The 19,434-nt window shown below is 55.3% G+C and carries 15 protein-coding genes and 2 pseudogenes; 5 read left to right on the forward strand and 12 right to left on the reverse strand.

Annotation, left to right across the window (positions count from 1 at the left end):
- Positions 1–272: 272 nt before the first annotated feature.
- Both AC1ROX_RS19170 and AC1ROX_RS19175 read left to right on the forward strand, forming a co-directional pair.
- A complete protein-coding gene (locus tag AC1ROX_RS19170) occupies positions 273–1,478 on the forward strand; it encodes a hypothetical protein (protein ID WP_493128014.1) in 1,206 nt (401 codons plus the stop codon).
- A gap of 258 nt (positions 1,479–1,736) precedes the next feature.
- Positions 1,737–2,867 carry a hypothetical protein gene (locus tag AC1ROX_RS19175; RefSeq protein ID WP_493128016.1) on the forward strand — a complete coding sequence of 377 codons (1,131 nt, stop codon included), beginning with the start codon at positions 1,737–1,739 and terminating at the stop codon, positions 2,865–2,867.
- 129 nt (positions 2,868–2,996) lie between these two features.
- Here AC1ROX_RS19175 and AC1ROX_RS19180 read toward each other — a convergent pair whose 3' ends face one another.
- Entirely contained in the window at positions 2,997–3,767 is a 771-nt protein-coding gene (locus AC1ROX_RS19180) for an FkbM family methyltransferase (RefSeq protein WP_493128018.1), read from the reverse strand.
- 321 nt (positions 3,768–4,088) lie between these two features.
- On the opposite strand from AC1ROX_RS19180, the pseudogene AC1ROX_RS19185 reads away from it, so the two are divergent.
- Together AC1ROX_RS19185 and AC1ROX_RS19190 are read left to right on the forward strand one after the other, a co-directional pair.
- Positions 4,089–4,229, forward strand: a pseudogene (locus tag AC1ROX_RS19185) (IS5/IS1182 family transposase); the annotation flags it as partial.
- A 221-nt stretch (positions 4,230–4,450) separates the two neighbouring features.
- On the forward strand, positions 4,451–5,155 hold the full coding sequence (locus AC1ROX_RS19190) for a class I SAM-dependent methyltransferase (protein ID WP_493128020.1): 705 nt from the start codon (positions 4,451–4,453) through the stop codon (positions 5,153–5,155).
- A gap of 542 nt (positions 5,156–5,697) precedes the next feature.
- Here the strand turns inward: AC1ROX_RS19190 and AC1ROX_RS19195 are convergent.
- The 10 genes and pseudogenes from AC1ROX_RS19195 to AC1ROX_RS19240 form a co-directional block, all read right to left on the reverse strand.
- A pseudogene (locus tag AC1ROX_RS19195) lies at positions 5,698–5,980 on the reverse strand (transposase); the annotation flags it as partial.
- 776 nt (positions 5,981–6,756) lie between these two features.
- Positions 6,757–7,671 (reverse strand): hypothetical protein, encoded by a 915-nt coding sequence (locus AC1ROX_RS19200; protein WP_493128022.1) that lies wholly within the window; start codon positions 7,669–7,671, stop codon positions 6,757–6,759.
- Positions 7,672–8,003: 332 nt separating this feature from the next.
- Positions 8,004–8,984 (reverse strand): UDP-glucuronic acid decarboxylase family protein, encoded by a 981-nt coding sequence (locus AC1ROX_RS19205; RefSeq protein ID WP_493128024.1) that lies wholly within the window; start codon positions 8,982–8,984, stop codon positions 8,004–8,006.
- A 468-nt stretch (positions 8,985–9,452) separates the two neighbouring features.
- Positions 9,453–10,076, reverse strand: a complete 624-nt coding sequence (locus AC1ROX_RS19210; RefSeq protein ID WP_493128026.1) for a hypothetical protein — start codon at positions 10,074–10,076, stop codon at positions 9,453–9,455.
- A 111-nt stretch (positions 10,077–10,187) separates the two neighbouring features.
- The gene (locus AC1ROX_RS19215; protein WP_493128028.1) at positions 10,188–10,571 is read right to left on the reverse strand and encodes a hypothetical protein; all 384 of its coding nucleotides are present in this window, start codon (positions 10,569–10,571) and stop codon (positions 10,188–10,190) included.
- A 77-nt stretch (positions 10,572–10,648) separates the two neighbouring features.
- Positions 10,649–12,097 carry a hypothetical protein gene (locus AC1ROX_RS19220; RefSeq protein ID WP_493128030.1) on the reverse strand — a complete coding sequence of 483 codons (1,449 nt, stop codon included), beginning with the start codon at positions 12,095–12,097 and terminating at the stop codon, positions 10,649–10,651.
- Positions 12,098–12,231: 134 nt separating this feature from the next.
- Complete coding sequence (locus AC1ROX_RS19225) at positions 12,232–13,206, reverse strand: hypothetical protein (protein WP_493128032.1); 975 nt, start codon at positions 13,204–13,206, stop codon at positions 12,232–12,234.
- A gap of 231 nt (positions 13,207–13,437) precedes the next feature.
- A complete protein-coding gene (locus AC1ROX_RS19230; RefSeq protein WP_493128034.1) occupies positions 13,438–14,730 on the reverse strand; it encodes a hypothetical protein in 1,293 nt (430 codons plus the stop codon).
- A 169-nt stretch (positions 14,731–14,899) separates the two neighbouring features.
- On the reverse strand, positions 14,900–15,442 hold the full coding sequence (locus AC1ROX_RS19235; RefSeq protein ID WP_493128036.1) for a MarR family winged helix-turn-helix transcriptional regulator: 543 nt from the start codon (positions 15,440–15,442) through the stop codon (positions 14,900–14,902).
- Positions 15,443–15,897: 455 nt separating this feature from the next.
- Positions 15,898–16,800 carry a sulfotransferase gene (locus tag AC1ROX_RS19240; RefSeq protein WP_493128038.1) on the reverse strand — a complete coding sequence of 301 codons (903 nt, stop codon included), beginning with the start codon at positions 16,798–16,800 and terminating at the stop codon, positions 15,898–15,900.
- Positions 16,801–17,376: 576 nt separating this feature from the next.
- On the opposite strand from AC1ROX_RS19240, the gene AC1ROX_RS19245 reads away from it, so the two are divergent.
- Positions 17,377–18,414 carry an NAD-dependent epimerase gene (locus tag AC1ROX_RS19245; protein WP_493128040.1) on the forward strand — a complete coding sequence of 346 codons (1,038 nt, stop codon included), beginning with the start codon at positions 17,377–17,379 and terminating at the stop codon, positions 18,412–18,414.
- Between the two features lie 39 nt (positions 18,415–18,453).
- Here AC1ROX_RS19245 and AC1ROX_RS19250 read toward each other — a convergent pair whose 3' ends face one another.
- The gene (locus AC1ROX_RS19250) at positions 18,454–19,413 is read right to left on the reverse strand and encodes a class I SAM-dependent methyltransferase (RefSeq protein ID WP_493128043.1); all 960 of its coding nucleotides are present in this window, start codon (positions 19,411–19,413) and stop codon (positions 18,454–18,456) included.
- Between the last annotated feature and the right edge of the window lie 21 nt (positions 19,414–19,434).

The following is a 19,434-nucleotide window of genomic DNA, read 5'->3' on the forward strand; positions in this document are numbered from 1 at the left end:
CGCCGCTTAGATGCCATAGTTCGTGTTGCCATAGCAATTGCAGTAATGAATAGCCCCCCCCTGCCGAGTATACTGACAGACTGCCAAGTCAAACAAATTGCCAAGCTCACAATAGCCCAGTGGCCCGGCACACGATTTGCTCTCCCACAGTGAGACAATATCCGTCGCCAGACGACATGACGGCAGCGCCGCCCGCTTCCCCAGAAATGCGAATCAACATCTTCCGGCAGAGCTGCTAGGGTCACTCCTACTGATTAACTACGTGTGCAGTTATGATGAATTTATTCATTCACATTGGCGCTCCTAAGACCGGTACAACGTCGCTCCAGCACTATCTTCGGAGAAATCAGGAGAATCTCGCCCGGCAAGGACTGTTGTATCCTTCAGGCGGTCGCGACAAGTCGGCACACAAAATCATAGGTGCAGCGGTATTTCCTGGCCGCAGCGACCGATTGGACGGCGTGTCCCCGCGCAAGGCGCTACAGACTGCCATCGAGGGTATCCGAAAGGAAATCGAGGAGCAGAAGCCCCATACAGTAGTCCTCTCGACCGAGTATCTATGGGGAGAACTCTCGGCATCGGATGTCCAGCGTCTTCTCCAGCCCTTCAGCGATTGTTCGATAAAGATCGTCGCCTACCTGCGTCGCCAGGACCTTTTCGCGCAATCCCTCTACGGACAGGCTGTGAAAGGCGGATTGGCCGAGCCGTTCCCAGTCTGGCTAGAGGGGGTGATAGATAGTGAAAAGGTTGGTTTCAATTATCATGACGTTCTCTCGGTTTGGAAGAATTCGGGATCGAACGTCAACGTTATCGCCCGCGTGTACGAAAAGAAGCAACTTCAGACGGATATATGTCTGGACTTCCTGAATACGGTATGTCCTCAGATCGAGCCGCCCCCTCTCAGCACCGATCTCGACATCAACGGTAATTCAGATCGAGCCTCCAACAGCAGCCCAGATCGAGCGACCATTGAAATTCTACGCTTGGTGAGTGAAAAGGTGAGCGGCAAAATTCCCGGTTGGCGTCGGATGGAGATCCTCAGAGAGATTGTGAGGCATAGCCCGAAGCAGCCGGCTTTTGCGTCCAAGAATTATCTGTCTCCCGACGAAGCGGCTTCCTTGGTGCGGCGATTTTCCAAACAAAATGCGATGGTTGCTCGGGATTTTCTGGGGCGGACCGATGGTACGCTTTTTCAAGAACCTCTTCCGGCGGAAGATTTGGGCCACAAGGAAGATTCCGCGCCAGAAGTCTTGCTGGACCGCCTCGCAAGCCTATTGCCCGTGCTTGTTTCTAGAAATCCTGCCGCTGCCGGCCGAAGAGAAGCGGTCGTTGCCGCAAAGAAAGGGCGAGTCGACGCCGGCGTTCAAAATAAAGTGGTGGTCAAGCAGTCAACGCGCCCTGCCGCCGCCAAGCAGGCGGAGCGCCGTTCGAATCGACAGCAGGTCGTCAGCACGCGAAACGATATGGCGTCGCTTTAGGTGCGCCTCCGGATGAACGGGCTTCCACATAGCGTTCACGCCGTGCTGATGGGCCTTGGCCAAACGCTCTTCTTCGGAAGCTTGGCTCGCTGACGGTCAGGATTGACGGTGCGCGATAACGCTTCGGATCTGGCACCTATCGCGATTGCACTTTCACGTCATATGTACGCCGGCCGTCTCGAGAGCGATCAGACGTAACTTTACATATGCGAGTAGCACTGCCAACAATGGCTGTCTTGACATTCAAAGCGTGTAGCCATGACCGATCTTTACATTCACATCGGCGCCCCCAAGACTGGCACAACGGCGATCCAGAAATACTTGCTGAAGAATCGAGAAAGCTTGGCCCGTCAGGGAATACTTTACCCGTCGGGCGGTCTCGTCAAGTCAGGACACCACATGGTGGGAGGAGCAATCTTCCCTGGCCGCACCACCATCGGCGATGCGGGTTTCATCGATCCCACCGGTGTATCTCGGAACAAGGCGCTGCAGACTTCCATCGAGAGCATTCGAAAGGAAGTTGAAGAGCGGAAGCCACACACAATCGTCCTGTCGACCGAATACCTGTGGGGAGAACTCTCAGAAACGAATATTCAACGCCTTCTTCAGCCCTTTGCTGATTGCTCGATAAGAATCGTAGCCTATCTGAGGCGCCAGGATCTGCTGGCACAATCTCTTTATGTGCAGGCTGTGAAAGGCGGTCTGGCTGAATCGTTTCCGGTGTGGCTGGAACGAGTGGTAGATAGTGAAAAAGCTGGCTTCAACTTCCACAAGGTTCTTTCCTGCTGGAAGAATTCGGGACCAGACGTCAAGATCGTCGCCCGTGTGTACGAAAAAGGGCAGATCAAGAGCGATATCTGCTCGGACTTCCTGACGACGGTATGCCCCCAGATTGCGGCCCCGCCTCCCAACACCGATCGGATCGTCAATAGTAGTCCCGAGCGAGCAACTGTCGAGCTCATGCGTATTCTAAGCGGCAGGTTGAAAAACAAAATCGCCGATCCTCAACTCCGGTCGGCAATCCGAAAGTGCATTCTGAAGCACAGTCCAGTCCGGCCGCTGTTTGCGGCTCAAAATTATCTATCGCCCGATGAAGCAGCCTCCATAGTTGAAAGATTCTCCAGGCAGAATGTCATGGTTGCTCGAGATTTTCTCGGACGACTGGATGGCCGGCTCTTCCAGGACGCTCTGCCGGAACGGAATTCGGAGCGCGAAGAAGATTCTGCGCCGGAAATTTTGTTGGAACGACTCATAGATCTCTTACCTGCTCTTCTTGAGGGAAGAGAGGAACAGGTCATTGCCGGCGTAACCGATGTCGTCTCCAGGCAAAAGGCGCGCCCTGAAAAGCAGGCCATGCCCAGCAGCAGAATCGATATGACATTTCTATAGACTTGGAACGGCTCGCTCGCGCCCTCTCTCGAATGACCGGCAAGAGCATGTTGCTGCAGCAAGCCTGGAACATTCGGCCCAAACCACAAGCGGCGCTCATCCGATGCCGACCACGACCGATAATGCGCGTCAGAACACCCGCGTCGCATGTACATCATACCAGCCGTTGCCGTACAACACATGCCGGCCCAGCCATGCATACAAAACCTGATCTGCGGTCATCCATCGCCCACTAAGGTCGTTTCCGAACGGACCGGACGAATGCTTGGGGAACGCGTGCTTCAGCACGGTGCCATCAGACGTGGTTATCTTCGACACCCCATTCTTCTTGCCAATGACCGAGCAGCGAACCAGCTTGAACTTCTGGTACCCCATGCTGATCAGCTTGCACACGATCTCAATTCTGTGCGCTTCGCATGAAATGTTGGGCGGGAGTATCCTTTGGCGATACAAGTCCTCCAAAGCCAGCAGATCCGCTCCCTCTATGTCCAGCTTGACGAACTCGGTCTGATCGGGCGCTTCGAGAAGCTCCGTCAGTGGATGTGCCTGACATTCGACCTCGCGCCAGCCGGTCATGTCGGAAGGTTGAAACAGACTGCTCAAGACGCTCTTCTGATCGTTCACATAGAACTTGATCGAGCCAGCCTCTCCGGCAATGGCCACGTTGTGAATCTTCAGCCTTCCGCTTTCAATGTGCTCGGCGAAGCGCTTCCGGGCGGCTTCACACAGCAAGGGGTTTGCCTCGACGGCGACCACTCGAAACCCCTTCTTAAGATAATAGTCCGTATCGTCCCCGTTGTGCATACCGACATCGTAGATGACTTTACTCTGCGAAGTCTGACCGGAAGATCCGCCAACGCTCGAGTGCTTAGCTCCAGATTCCAATCCAGCCCCCGTCATATTAGCCCCTCGCAGATGTAGCGACGCCACGATACCATGTTCCGAGGTCAAGCCCTACCGCATTTCAAACGAGCCGATCCAGCGGTCGAGGATCAGCGAAATGCCCAGATCCTTCAGGGCATTTTCCAACGACGGCAGATTGACCTCGAACGTCTCCTCGTGAAAGCCGATCCCGCCGGCCACGCGAACGAAATGGTGGCCGGCGCCAATGCTGAGAATGTCGAAGTAAAGGCGGACCGGTCCGCGACTTGCGTCGCAAACGACAGCCCCTCCAGGGCGACATCCTCAAACCCGTTCCTGGCCAGCAGCGCCCTGAGCACCCATATGGCGGCGCGCGGGCTTGGCTGTCCGGTCCGCTTCATCCTCACCGCCGGCCAGAAGGGCGACGCTCCTAAGGCCGACGCTCTGATCGAAGGCCTGTCTGCCGACTTCGTCATGGGCAATGCCGCTCGAGGCCGAAACCCTATGAGCAGGACGTCGATTTGATACTACAAGCAGTATTGTGCATTTTTGGCGACGCCGTCCCAATCGGTTCGCGCTGATTCGGCCGAAGCGAACGTCTTGGCCAACCATGACTTCCCGGGCACTTTGCAGAATGATAGAATTTTGTTCTGACTGAGCGAGTGCTAGAGCGATGTCAGCCGGCACAATTCGATGCGGGCCGACGATGAAGGGAGATGTTTGTGGACGTCAATATATCTGAGATTTTCTCCTCTATCGGAATCGATAAGGACTATTCGAAGTTTGATTTTACGGACTATCAGCTGGACCTTCAGGGCTGGGGCAGCCGGAAGAAGGTGTTCGGCCGGGTAATATCCGCCATAAAGCCCAAACTCATCATCGAGGTTGGCACCTGGAAAGGCGCTTCCGCGGCTCACATGCTGGAGCTTTGCAAAGAGCAGCAAGTCGATGCCCAGATCATCTGCATCGACACCTGGCTCGGCTCCAATGATGTCATGTGGACAAACCCAGCCTTCAGATCGTCTCTGAATCTCGTCGGCGGCTATCCGACGATATTCAAGCAGTTCATATTTAACATGACGAAGCTCGGAGTGATGAACTCGATCTTTCCGCTGCCGATGACATCGAGCGCGGCCTATTTCCTGCTGAAAAGGTTCAACCTGCAGGCTGACCTGATCTATATCGACGCTGGCCATGAGCACGATGAGGTTCTCCTGGATCTCAACTACTACTTCGAGCTCCTTCGGCCCGGCGGCATCATGTTCGGCGATGACTACTCCCATTCGTGGCCGGGGGTAATTTCAGCAGTTAACAAATTCGCGTCTGACCGAGGTCTCCTTCTCGAGGCTGGCGATGGAAAGTTTTCAGTATACAAGGGTCAGGTGCGCAAGAAGAAGAAGAAGGCTGCTCTAATTCCTCAGGCCTGAGGACTTTCGACAAATGCAGAGTTTAATTCTCTGGACAGGAGGGCGGTCCTGACGATCGTTGCGCCGCCCCTCCCTCCTCGGCACCCAGCCCTTTCTTGCAGCGATTCCCTTCATCGCCTCGATCTCCAGCCGAGCTTTCTTCCTGTTCAGGCTGATTCAGTCGCTGAATGCTGTTCGGCCGGAACGAGCCAAACCGCTCTACCAACGGTACTGCGTCCTAGTCGGTCTCGCCTGGGATCCCGACGTTCTGCCCTTTCGTGAATCTGGGGGCAGTGACGGGCCGTGGATTAGTTGAGAGACTGGCCCGCCGTTAGCCCGGATATCTCACGGAGGAGAAGTCTTCGAGTTGGGTTGAAGGGTTCGGCGCTGTGGTGAAATTGATTGGCGGGCAGTATCGGTTTTTTGTGCGGGGCGGGCGCGCCGGTGGAGGCCGTGGCTGGCGACGTCGCTGAGGCGTGATGTCGGCTATGCGCTGTCTGGTTCGTTGCAGCGCGTGGCGTCGAGGGCTGCATAGGCAATGCCCAAGTCCGCTGCCCGAGATGGCTGGAGGCCTTGGCGATCCCGACGCGCCGGACGCTGATGCGGACGAGAGCACCGACCTTGAGGAGCTTGAGGCGGATCGAGCCGCAGGTGGCATCAGCGAGTTCGGTCGCCTGGCGCCCGATGCGGCGTACCGCCTCGAGCATCACATAGGCGAGGCGAACCACAGACGGAGCTGATTGTCCGCAGGGTGGCGGCGGAGGTGCGATCCGCGAAGAAATCGAGCTGGCATTCCTTGATGCGGTTCTCCATCTCGCCGCGGGCGCAGAAGAGGTCTTCGTAGACGCGCGGGCATCGACTCGCTGTGGGCCGAGCGAGCCGATCGGTTGCCTCGGTTGAAGACTTTAGACAGTCCTTCTGGGTGGATCTCGCGAAGGAAGCGGCGGGTTGGACCAAGCAGGAATCTGTGGTTTAGACGGCCGAGAGCATGAGCAAGCTACGTGAACCGGAGGAACTGAAGCGGTTGAGCAGATTGTCACCGCCATGGGTGATCGTCCGATCAGGATCGTGGTTTATCTAAGAAGACAGGATTTATTCCACGTTAGTTGGGTATGCGCAGCAGATCAAAGCGGGAGGGAAAGAACACTGGGCGTCAGCCTCAAGTAAGGAGGACTCCACACAGTTGGATTATGAGCAGGTATTGGCCCCTCGGAAAAATGCCTTCGGGAAAGAAAGCATATGTGTTCGCGTATTCGAGCGGAGCCAGTTGGAGCGCGGTGATCTGATTGCAGATTTTATGTCCGTCCTCGGATGCGAGGATTTGTCGAATTTGCGACCACCAGTTCGCAAGAACGAGAGCCTAGATGTTGGATCTCTTGAATTCCTTCGGCGTTTTAATGAGGTTTATCCGCTAATCTCTGAGGGGTAAACCGATCATCTTCGTCCCCTGGAGCAATGGAAATACTGAAATACGCGCCCGATGTCCCCAGCGATTCATTCTACCGAGACCCAAGGTGGCTTGGCACCTGAGATTCGTCAATTCCGAGCTTCAAAGCAGCAAGGCAACTTTGTTGCCAAACAAGCCATTTGAATGTCTGGCTCATGGTTCGCCTGAACAGACCTTAAAGGGTGGCGATATTCAAAGGCAAAGCACTCTTTTCCGTTTTCGCGGAATCGCCCTGACTTAGTCTGGCTTCCATTTCGGCAACGACGCTGCGCTCTGGCAACGCCGCTAAGCGCGCATTCTTGTCGAGATGCATTTTCTGCAAATCATGATAAAACGCACGAACTGCTGGAAGCGACGCATATATTTCCTCAATCAGTGAGGATTCGAGCCAGCGAGTATCATAAGTTAGCTTCTCCCGCTTTTTCGAAAAGGCAAACTTGTTACCGGCCATCGCATGTTGATTGGCGTCCTTCAACGAAATTTCGTCGTCTTCCCTCGGCGTCAATCCAAGCTGGGTGGCGAGTTTGTTTTCTTCTCGAGCCAAAATCAATCTGTCATACCAAACATATGTAATGTTGTTGTCTTTTCTCCTCTGGATTTTGGTATCGAGCTTCATGCTCAGCAGCAGCCATCGATAGAACAGGTTGCGAAGAGCTTCATGGTCCGCCGGATCGACCTTCTCTCGGCCCATCATCGAGTGCACCCAGCCACGCGGGTCCCGAACGATGCGCAATATCGCAACGTCGGAGATGTCCCCTTTCGCTGCCATACGGCTGTAATGAACGGAAGTACCCACCGATTTCGAAGAATCAACAATCGTCGAGTAACCCTGCTTACGTGCGGTATTAACAATCTCAGCGAAAAAATCCGGGTGCGACGTGTACTGTTTGGTCGTGATATGCCGCCAAAATGGGCAATCAGACGACTTTGCACCGCATGGACAGTTGAGGCTGTGAACCGTTTGGCGATCGATTTTCTTGATGATGTGCTCAACTTCTCCCAGGCCGATGACGCCCGGGTAGCACGACAGGATGCGATCAACGATCGTCGTTCCCGTGTGAGCTAATCCTAGGATGTATACTACACGCATTTCGCTTCGACTCCGCCGTGAAAGTTGGTCACTGCGCCGAGCAGTGACGCCCACCTTCTCCAAATTGAACGACTCGATCCTGATGCTTCAGCTACACGTCCGATAAGCTCACCATTGTTCAGCCAAAGATCGGTTGAAGCTACCAAAAAGCGATTTTATCGTTGCCGAACAGATCTACACATACGTGATTGCAAGAAGGTCGAGGTTCTCGTCAGATCCGTTGAGGCGCCATGTCAGCTGAGCGATCCGCCTACCGCTCGGCCTGCGCCTGCAGAGTCCTTCCAATGTGTTGCACCTTCCAGCAGAACGACCTCCGCCATCAGAAGCACAGGCTAACGTCCCACTCGACCGACGGCTTCGTTCCTGGCGAGCAGATCGTCGAAGAAGGCAATCGTCTTGCCCAGGCCCTCGTCGAGGGCAACCTTCGGCTCCCATTGCAGCATCTCGCGCGCCAGGGTGATGTCCGGGCAGCGCTGCATCGGATCGTCGGCCGGCAGCGGCGCAAACACGAGCCGGCTCCTGCCGCCGACCTTTTCCAGTATCTTCTCGGCAAGGTGCCGGATCGGCATCTCGACCGGGTTGCCGATATTGACCGGCCCGGTGAAATCGTCGGGCGTGTGATCCATCAGGCGCAGCCAGCCGTCGAGCAGGTCGTCGACGTAGCAGAAGGCGCGGGTCTGCATGCCGTCGCCGTAGATCGTGATGTCCTCGCCCTTCAGTGCCTGCACGATGAAGTTCGACACCACGCGCCCGTCGTTGGGATGCATGCGCGGGCCGTAGGTGTTGAAGATGCGCGCCACCTTGATGCGCAGCCTGTGCTGGCGGTGATAGTCGAAGAACAGCGTCTCGGCGCAGCGCTTGCCCTCGTCGTAGCAGGCGCGCGGGCCCAGCGGATTGACGTTGCCGCGATAGCTCTCGACCTGGGGATGCACGGTCGGGTCGCCGTAGACCTCGCTGGTCGAGGCCTGGAAGATCTTCGCCCGCACCCGCTTGGCCAGCCCCAGCATGTTGATGGCGCCGTGGACGCTGGTCTTGGTCGTCTGCACCGGATCGTGCTGGTAGTGGATCGGCGAGGCCGGGCAGGCGAGATTGTAGATCTCGTCGACCTCGACATAGAGCGGGAAGGTCACGTCGTGACGCATCAGCTCGAAGCGGGGATTGTCGAGGCAGGCCGCCAGGTTGGCCTTGCTGCCGGTGAAGTAGTTGTCGACACAGAGCACGTCATGGCCGGCCTCGAGCAGCCGCTCGCAGAGATGCGAGCCGAGGAAGCCCGCCCCGCCGGTGACCAGCACCCGTTTGCGTAGGCTGCTCAAACTATCCCCCAAAACTGCAGGCTCCATCTCGCCGCACTCGAGACCCCGACATCAGCGACTTCGAAACCTCGGCCCGTTCATTACCGAGGAATTCATCATGAACTGAATTTCAGCAGGTCAAAATTCGAATTTCTTAACTCAAACCTTGATCAACGGTTATTTGTCTACGGCTTGAGCCAGTTTTCTTCGGCGATCTTGTCTCTCTTGCTCGGCGCGCTTTCTTGTCGTCAAGCGGAGAAACAATCGCGTTTCCTCCGACAAGGCAAACGGCTTCGACGACTCCGAGAAAGACGATCCTCTGCTAAACACAGCGATCGCGGCTGCAATGAAGAGCGTACCCACTGCCGCGACCAACCAAACAAAGTGGCCATTTGCGATCAACATCGATCAAGTTTCCCGCACCCTCAAGAGAACGTGACGGCAGGGAAGATTCGGCCCATCACCAAATGCACCGAACTCACCCGGATTTTATACCTCTTTTGCCAAAGCTTCAGCCTTTTCTGCCTTTCTCTTCGCTTTTTGGCCCGCCTTACCTGGTTTCCCAGGCTTGCCTGCGTACAAGATGCGCGACACGAACCGGAGCCATTTTGAAGTCGCTGCCAAAGACCCTCCCTTGCCCCCCAGAGCATGAGTGAGCAGCGGCTGCAGTTCTGCATTAGTGGCTTCCATCTTCGCTATTCCCACCGCAGTGATCTTCACATCGGTGGACAAATTGCTTTTGGTCGCTTGATTGATTGTGACGAAGCCGCCCCGAGCGAGCGAAGTAATAATCTGGTTAGCACGCGGACCTGTAACGCCCAGATTTTGCGCGAACCACTTGTAGCCGACGCTATCTTTCTCTGCCTCGGCCTTTTTGTCGGCATCGTCTTCTTTGCCTTTCCTTTCATCCCGCTCTGCTAAAATCGTCAACGAAACCCACTCCGCAAGACTAAGTCCGCCGTCGCTGAAGGGCTTGATCTGACCAAGACCGGTGAGCAATCGGCTCATGCCGGCGACGAGGCGCGAGAATTCCTGAACGCTAATTTCTACCGGAGCCGCTACGTTGGCGCCTTGTTCAGCTGAAGATCCGACAGCAGCTTCAGTGTCGCTCATGATCGCACTCCTCGAAAGCCCCAAATCCGAATGCAAAACACTAAGGGAGGCCGAACACATAATCAAGTGACTTTCGCAATTTCCGCCACAGCGCGCCCCGGCAACGAGGCGTCAGAGATGCGACAGTACAATATGCCGCTTACCGTCAGCTTGCTTGGTCTCGATATTTTTTTGACGAAGATTCTTCTTTCGATTTTTCTGCTCTGCGCCTTGTCTTTTCTTCTTTGATGCAACGGCACCTTCTCCGCTCTCGATGAGCTTGCGGTTTCCCTTTCTACCTTTCATTCGGTCCCGCTTCGCATCTTCAGCCTGCCGCGGAGGCGTACGGGTTGCCTCAGCGGGTTGACCTTTAATCTGCCCGAGATCTTCAGCAGCGTTCTTCGGCCGCCCTGCCTCCACGTGTGTCAGGGCGATTTCATGCGCGGGGATAACTCGTTTCTGCGCGGGAACTGGTTTAGATTTCCATTTCAATAGATGGCTTAATATTTTTCTCATAAAATCCTCCATATAGTCACGGAGTGAACAGGCTCTTCAGCAGATCAAAACGCCGCCCTATATGGACAAGGCATCGTTCATTGACGGTCGACAGCCACGCCTTCTGACGGATTACCGGTAACATTGACGGTACCAAGGGTCGGAAGATCACGCGCCCCCTTCCGGGGGCGGAGGCGAATGGCAGCTTTGGTCTTGTCGCCTTGAGCCAGGTTAAAGCCGTCGACAGAGATATCGTTCAGCACCAGGCCGGGACTGGAAACCACGCTTACGCCCATGCCTTGCGTATTGCGTATGGTTACATCCGATATACTGCCCGTCACTTCTCCGCCGAGCGTCAAATCCGCCGCCCTCACGATGAGAGCCGCTCCCGTCACAGGATCATTGGGAGCAGAAATGTCGGTTATCGTTATGTGACGCATTGTCAGGTTCTTGCAATCGTTGATCACAATCGGGCCTCCTCCCTTCAGAGACCAGTCTTCGATGGTGATGTCCTTCGGACTGGGGCCGGACCGCCGATTGCGCTTGTTGCCAAGCCGAAGGGCCTCGGGGTGCCGGCCCGGCTTCCGCTGTGGAGAAGTCACCGCACGCACTCCGCGGACTGTAAAATTCTCCGGCGGCACCAGCGACGGATGCCCCCCCTCTGCTTCGCCCCCTTCTGCCCACTGCTCATAGGTAAGTGGTACATTCTTGACGTAGATGAAAACGATTGAACTCACGTTCTCGGCGGTTACATTCGTGATCAACCAGCGTGCGCCACCACCAGTATCGATACACTGGGCTTCCCCGTATCCATTCTTGAAACTGAGATCGTCCAGCACAACGTCCCAACAAGGGCCATCGAAGTCCAGTGCTTCGGTGAAACCGTCGAATTTGATATGGCGCATCGAGACACCATATTCATAGCGGGTGTAGATCCCTTGCACGATATTGACGTGCTCGATGTTCTCGTCGCTCCGACGGCGGATATTTTCCGCCAGAAGCCCCCGGCCCGCTCGCGCCTTGCTCGATCTGATGATGAGGTTGCGGCGCACGAAATCGTCGACACCTGAAACGGCCACGGCATAGGTGAGACCATGGACGGGGCCAAACTCGTCACGATAGTCAAAAGTCAAACCATCGAAAACGATGTCTCGCAGCGTTCCCGGAACAACGTTCCTGTTTGTCCCGAAAATAAAGTGCCGCTCAAATCTGGAAGAAGGGGGTGCCTCGGGAGGCCCGATGAGTATCTGCGCGCCCTTCCCATGCACATGAGTACCGCTCTTCAGCTGAACAGCAATGTGCGTCGGTGAACGCGAGTTCCAATTCCAATGACTGGCCGATGGAACCCGCAGGACATATGTACCAGTTGCGACGACTGGACGCCCAGTAGCCGCAGCCTGCTCCACCGCCGCATTCCAACCGCGTGTATCCGCAACCGGATCGCCGCCCACGGCGCCGAACTGCTGAGGCGTAATTTCCGCCTGAGCGATGGCTGGCGCAGACAGCACCGGAGTGGCGAGAGCCAGCGCCGCGCCGCTACCGGCCATCCGCAGAAAGTCCCTACGGCCCCTCAAGACGTTTTGTCTGCCTTTTGATGCCTGTGTCATGCTCGTTCGAACACCGTGTCAGTGGGGCGAAGCTTCTTAGGTTTAACACCCTGCGGGCATTGAACTCGCCCGGATCAATTCTCGACTGCCGATTTAAAGATCCTGAGAAGTTCCTCCGCATAGCTTTCCGGCTTGAAGGCCCTGCGCAACTCATCCGATGCCCGCCCCGCCATGTCTTGGTAAGCGCCGAAGGTGTCGTAGATCCCGTCAAGCACCTCTCGAAAATCACTCATGTCGGGATTCGTTTGTACGCAAAAGTCCCCCCCGTAGATGTCGAAAGAGTGGCTTATGCAAAATGAAGAGTCCGGCTTTACCAGGAGGCATCCCGCGAATATCGCTTCAAAATCCTTGAAACTGTACTCACCAAGCCCATACGGCGAGAGGACAATCTTTGTGTTCCGAAGAAGCTCGAAATAGGTGTCCTTCGGCACCCTGCCCGAGATCGCAACAAAGTTCAGGTTGCTCGCTTCCACCAAGCGCAAGGCCTGTCTTCGATGGCGGCACAAGATATCATATTTTTCATGAAGGCCGCCGGCGCACAGCAGATCGATGGGACGATCTTGCCAATTTGGTACAGGCCCATTACGCAGATCATTGTACCTGTCCTGCAGAAACATCGGCAAAAGGGGCAGCACTTTCTTTTGATCAGCCCCTTTGACGGGAATTGACGGCTTTTCGGCGCGATCGTCATCGGGTTGCAATAAAGCGAAGTGATACCGATCCTGGATCACTTTGGCATTGTTGAGTGCAGGATAGCGTACCGCCATTTCCTTCACCCAATATTTCACATAAGGCCGCTTTAGAATTCGACGATTCCTCTCGGACGGCGACACGATCGAGGAGTCATTCCGCTCAAACACAATGGTTGGTGCCGGCGTCAGTTTGCGATCACCCGACTTCGCAACCTTATCCTCAATGAACAAAAGATCATGTCGTCCCTCTGACGTGAAATCCAACGTCACGCCACTATCCTTCAAGAGATCGCGAACCACGAACAAGCCCTTGATACGTTCGTGATACTTGGGCTGGACATCTACCGCGATACGCATGATGAACTACATCCCCCGCCAAAAAGCATTGATCCTGTTTCGCGAACCTTTCGCGCTAGCCAATGCGCGCCTCTTGGCGGATCGCGAAAAGGCTGAAAGCTCACACCGACCACTTCTAAGACCTGAAAACCGCCATCATCCAAGGCAACCAAACTTTGTCCCCGACAGGGCGATAATCTAAACACGTTCTCTCTTCGTACCGAGGCATGTCATGTAAAGCCTTAAACCCTGCTATGTGATTCTGGCCCGACAGGGCAACATTCCACTTCGCAGCGGCAATCCCGTAGCAACCGATACTTCTTTACAATAGTCGAAGACATCTCCGTGACAGCTTGGACCATCAGGAACTTTCGTTCCCGAGGAATTTGCCAAGGCATAACTCAACAGACCGCCCTGTCCCGACCAGCTGTCCAACTCTACCTTCCACCAGGATCGGCGGTCAGAGTTATGAGTCGACACCGAGACAATCCTTTCCGAGCCCGACCATGCAAACCCGTGATGAGTGGCGGGCGGGCGAAATCCACTAAAAATATGCAACCCACCTTCCGCGAAGAAAACTTCGCCGGTGATTGTATTTCCTTGACGTCTAATCGACAACGGATTGGTGCGGGGTGCCGTTTCAAAAGGCACCGTCTCAATCTTCCAAGCAGTGCCGTCGAATATGCGGCGACGAACTGGCGCGCCCAATCTTATTTCAGGGTCCTGCGCAAGACCTTCCAACAAAATACGAAGAGCTCGAGCCTCATATTCAGCTATAAAGGCCTTCGCCAACGGCTTCCAGTGAGCCGCCTGGCCCGTGATAAAACCATAATCGCCATTCATCCAATAAGGGCAGATTGACGGCACCACCCGGCCGTCCCCTTCATTGATAATGTCAATTTGTGTTCTTGTGACATCAGAAAGGTATTGCAGCTGACTGTTCGGGGCCGAGAGCACACAAAGCAGCATTCTGGGCTTTGTCGCTTGTCCGGTAGTTTCCCAAATATCCTCCGCTATGGACGCCGCGAGCGACTCGAGGGCCCGTCGATAGCGTTTGGGCTTTGTTTCTTTGCTTGCGTCTGTCTCACCCTGTCTGAATACGAACGCGGGGAAGAACAGGGAGGCGCCTTTTTGTCCGGCTATGCTCTTTAGACGCGCCAGCGTCGCAGGAATGGCCGAGTAAACAATCCCTCCCTTTCGCAATTTGGCAATACCCGTCCCGCTTCTGCCGAATGTGCGGTACAAATAGACATTGGGATCCAAGCTTGCGCTATCTTCCGCCGCGATCGCATAACGCATCAGCGAGCTGCCGCCACTTTCCCCACGAACAGCGTCTTCGCAAGCTGGGACAATATCTATCATCGATTCTTCCAACAATTGCTCGCCATCCACTCCGAGCAAGCCGCTGTTCAACATCAAGGCACGCTCGGACGAAACCACCCCACCCGTGGCAATGCGTTTATTTTGGGGAATCCGGCGAAGCCCACCTGAATGGGCATTCGACTGACCGTACGCAAAAACACAAATAATGCGCTTATCTTGCATTCCCCACCGTTCGCAATTTGTGCGAGGAAACCGTAGTTAGAGAATAAGCCAACCTGCAAGCGGCAGAACGTCAGCAACAAAGGCCCAATATGTCCTCGACGAACTCCCTCAGTTGTTATCGCCAATCGGAGTGATGCTCAGCCCCATGCTCGACGGGAGCACACACCACTCAGCTCCGGCCTTCCTCGTTGGCCTTCTTTGCTCCGGCTTTCTTCACTTTCTTTGCTTTCTTTCCGCCATCGGCCGGCGCTCCATCTCGCAAGACCCGCATGAGAATCTTCATTTGCTTGGAGGCGTTAACTAATGATCTTTCCTTACCCTTAAGCGCACTCGTTAACAGAACCTCAAGTTGCGAGTTCAATCCTTCGACCTGCGCCCTGCCTTTGCTCGAAATCTTTATTTCGTTCATTCGATTGTCGGCAGCGGACTGGTTTACCGTAATCAAGCCCGCCGCAGCGAGAGAACTGCTAATTTGGCTTGCGCGCTGACCTGTAACACCGAGGTTACGCCCCAATGCTTTGGGATTGATCCTATCCATTTTCGCCAATAGCGACAACGTAACCCACTCCGCTAGCCCTAGCTTTGCGTCAGTGAAGGGCTGAAGGCGCGTAAGTCCAGTAAGCAGCCGACTCATACTTGCAACGAGAGTGGAGAAGTCGTCCCCACGGATCTGAATCGGTGGCTTTGTCTGAACGTCTTCGGCATTGGTCATTTCGCAAGCCCCGCAAGCAGTGTCGATGAAACTAAAGCACGCAATTAGAGCACCCCCCCGGTCTATTTATCAAGAGGCTTTCGTATTTTCCGCATGGGAAAGATTCAATCTGACGTGACGATGCTGACGCGACACCATCCGCCATCTGCCGGACGATTCGCCCTCGCTGCAGCAGCGAATAGAATTCGCGCGATTACTATAATTCAGACAGTACTGTGCTGAGGGTCGGCTAGGCTGGGGGGTATCGAGGGGGAAGCAGCCAGTTCAAGCCCGCTAGTGCTGCGGAAAAAAATAAGTCCGAGATCGTGTTTCGGTTCCAGACAGCCCTGGGCCGGCAGATGCAAGTCGACTTCACCTAGACACGTCGCGCAGCAAGCCGGTGATGACGCCAAGAGAGGAAAAGCAAACTGGCCTCAACCTGCCTCGATGTTGAAAGTGCGAAGCAATTCACGTCGTTACGCATACGCAGCTGCGGTTTTTCTCCATTTCTCTGGAGTGAGTTCCCCAAATCTCTCGAAAATAAACTCATAAACGTGAGCAAACTTCCTGAAGGCCGCGGCAGTATGCTCTGGTGTCATTGGTAATTTATCGCCGGGATTAACTATAGTCTCAAAATTTGCCGGCCAAGACTGCACGCCGATAAAGGAGGTCAAATCGTTCATCGATTCAGGCGTAAAGAAATTCTCATAGAAGAAATACTTGATATGTTGTGGTGAAACGACTTTCTCCAGTTCGAGTATAGTTCTCTTATAATCTGTACGACGGATGTGCTCCTCCTCCTCAAGGAACTCCAAAACACGCCCGTAAGGCTCATACCCCTCGATCTTACGAATGCCCATCCGCACCGCAGACCAGAAGCGGTCAATGGGATCACGCATAATAAAGACAAACCGAACATTCGGATGAGTCCCCAGAATGGCTTCGTAGCCATCAGCGTCCAGAATCGAATAGGCAGGAGTGACATCGCAAAAGACGTCTTCATTCGTAACGCGATCTTCGAAAAACTGAAGGTATCGGTACTTTCGATCGAATGTCATCTGCAGACGATCGATAATCGCCGTCAACCTGTCGAACTTCTTGCGGCTCACACGACCGCTTTCAGCCATCATTTCATCCGCGACGTCCTTGGCCAACCGCACCAGACGGCCAGGCACATGGCCATTCAATCGCGACATGTAGACTGCATCGAAGTAGTGCAGTTCTTTGAGACGAGGCACATACACCTGAGGATGGGACGCCAAGTATCTAGCCATCCAGGTCGATCCAGCCTTCTGAGCGCCGAGGCCAACCAAGAACAGCTTTCCATCGAGGGGTCCACTAGTGTCCTTCTCGAAAGGCGCAAAGATATCGTTCATCATGGCGGCTAGATCCTTCGATTTCCTAACGGAAACAGCTTGGTTAACACGACGCACACAAGGTCGCGACAGAAGAATCTGCCGTCATTTGGACCGACCAGCGCCGGTTCCAGCTTGTTGCAGCAACAGCCGCGCGCGGCGAACTGAGAGTGTCTCGTCCAAGGGGGGGGACTCGTAGCGCAGGCGACTATTGAAGCTTTTGGCGAACGTTCTGTTGCGGCTTGCCAGGACCGATGGTGCGCCAGTCAAGACGAAGACTGTGTGCTCAGAACATCATCAGCAGACCGGTGAAACTCCAGGCCCAGAAAGACGCATTGATACGGCCGATGATCCGCTCTTCCATGGATCGAGGCTTCTCCATCCGCCGCCGCCTCTCGAAGGCGATGATTCTCTCTCATTTCATCATGGTAGCGTCCTGAGAGATACTACAGATTAGTTACGGACAAGCACTTAATCACGCAGCTACTGTCGTTTCCATGCATACAATTTTAAACTATTGAGCATTGTCGCTGAAAATCTGACATCGTAGGTTAGCCGGCATGTACCAAGTCGTTTCGCACGTCATCCGTTCATTTTCTGATGGCTGAAAACTCCGCTCCCGTCCTCGTCACTGGCACCGCCGGCTTCATCGGCAGCCATGTTGCGCTCAGGCTCCTCGCAAAGGGCAAGAGGGTGGTGGGCGTCGACAACTTCACTCCCTACTACGATCTGGCGCTCAAGCACGCGCGCCGTGAGCGCCTGCTCGCCTATCCCAACTACATTGATGTTGAAATCGATCTAGCCGATGCAACAGCGACGGCCGAGCTGTTCGAGCGGCATCGCCCTGACCGCGTCGTGAACCTGGCAGCGCAACCTGGCGTTCGCTATGGGCTCGATCACCCGCGGGGTTACACGCACAGCAACATCGAAGGATTTCTGTCGGTTCTCGAAGGATGTCGCCGGCATGGCGTGCGCCATCTCGTCTACGCTTCGACCTCGTCGGTGTATGGCGCCAATTCGACCATGCCATTCTCGGAGCGCCACCGGGCGGACCATCCGCTTTCGATCTACGCTGCCACCAAGCGCGCCAACGAGCTCATGGCTCACAGCTACAGCCACTTGTTCAATATTCCGATGACGGGGCTGCGCTTTTTCACGGTGTACGGGCCCTGGGGCCGCCCCGACATGGCAATGTTCAAGTTCACGCGCGGCATCCTGACGGGTGAACCGATCGATGTTTACCACGGCGGAAACATGGAGCGCGACTTCACCTATGTAGACGACGTGGTGAACGGCATCGTGGGCATCCTGGACGTGATTCCAGGCATCGATCCGACCTGGTCCAGCGACGATCCCCACCCGGCATCGAGTGGCGTCGCGCCATGGCGCATCTACAACATCGGCAATTCGCGGCCCGTCAATCTGATGCGCTACATCGAAGTGATCGAGAAGTGCGCGGGTAGGAAGGCCAACTTGAATTTCCTGCCGATGCAGGCCGGAGACGTACTGCGCACCTCGGCCGACGTCTCCGCCTTGGAGGCGGCCACCGGCAGCCGGCCTTCGGTTTCCGTCGAAGAGGGCGTTCGTCGGTTCGTCGAGTGGTATCGGTCCTACTACGAGCTGCCGAGCGCCGTATAGACGGCGCTCACTGTTCGCGTCGACCGGTATTCCCAACGACTATATTCGTTTGGTGGCCCTGCAGATGACCTGCTTCGTCAGCAGGTCCTGATCAGTGTAGCCTTTGAGCTTCCGGCGGACTGCTGCAGTCAATCTGGGCGGAATGACCGACCTGTCGGAGATTTCCTTCCACTGCTCCACCTCGAAATACGTGTCCACGATGCGGCGCAAATCGACAATCCGCATACGGTTGAGAGCCGTTCGGAAACGGTGATCCTCCGGAGGATCGAACGTGACATGCCCCCAGTCGACGAAGGCCTTATGAGCCTCGTTTTCGGGATCATACTGGCTCGGACTTTTAGGATCCCCCTGATGTCCGCCCCAAGAATAGAAATTGTCGTGGGAAAACCAGATCTGACCTCGCGGACGCAACGCACGATGCAATTGCACGAAGGTCCTTTCGAGGTCGAGCATCCTGTGTATGCCCTGCACCACGACACCATCGAATGCATCGGCAAGCGTAATACGATCGCTCTTCAAGAAGGTTATGCCGGGCATCAGGCGCGTGACATCCGACAGCGACAGGCCAAGATCGACTGTTTGCTTGCTGGCACGGTTTCGAAACTTCTTGCGCACCAACGAAACGCTTTCGTCGACTCCCGTATAGCTGCGTGCGCCCAACGCACGAAAAACCACGCAATTCAGCGACTGTCCGCACGAGAGGTGGAGCAGGTCCCTATCCCGGCAGAACGCCCTCAGCTGCAGCGGAAACTCGCAATGATCCAGATCCACGGCCCCACGGAACAATCGCATGAGCGACGGCAGGTTGCGGTCTTTCGGCGCGCCATTTGTCATGACATAGTTGAAAAGCAGCGCTTCCGGCGTCGCTGCCCGGCGAACTTCCGTCGCCTTTTCGACGACCGGCATCAACTCCGAAATCAACTGCGCGGCAGCCGCGTGCTTTGACGAAGAACCGGCAGCCTGCTCAGCGTCCGAACTCTCTAGAGCACCTGAAGTCATAGACACCGGGGGTCCCCACTT

It is taken from the genome of Reyranella sp. GW821-FHT14A01 (genome assembly GCF_058803965.1).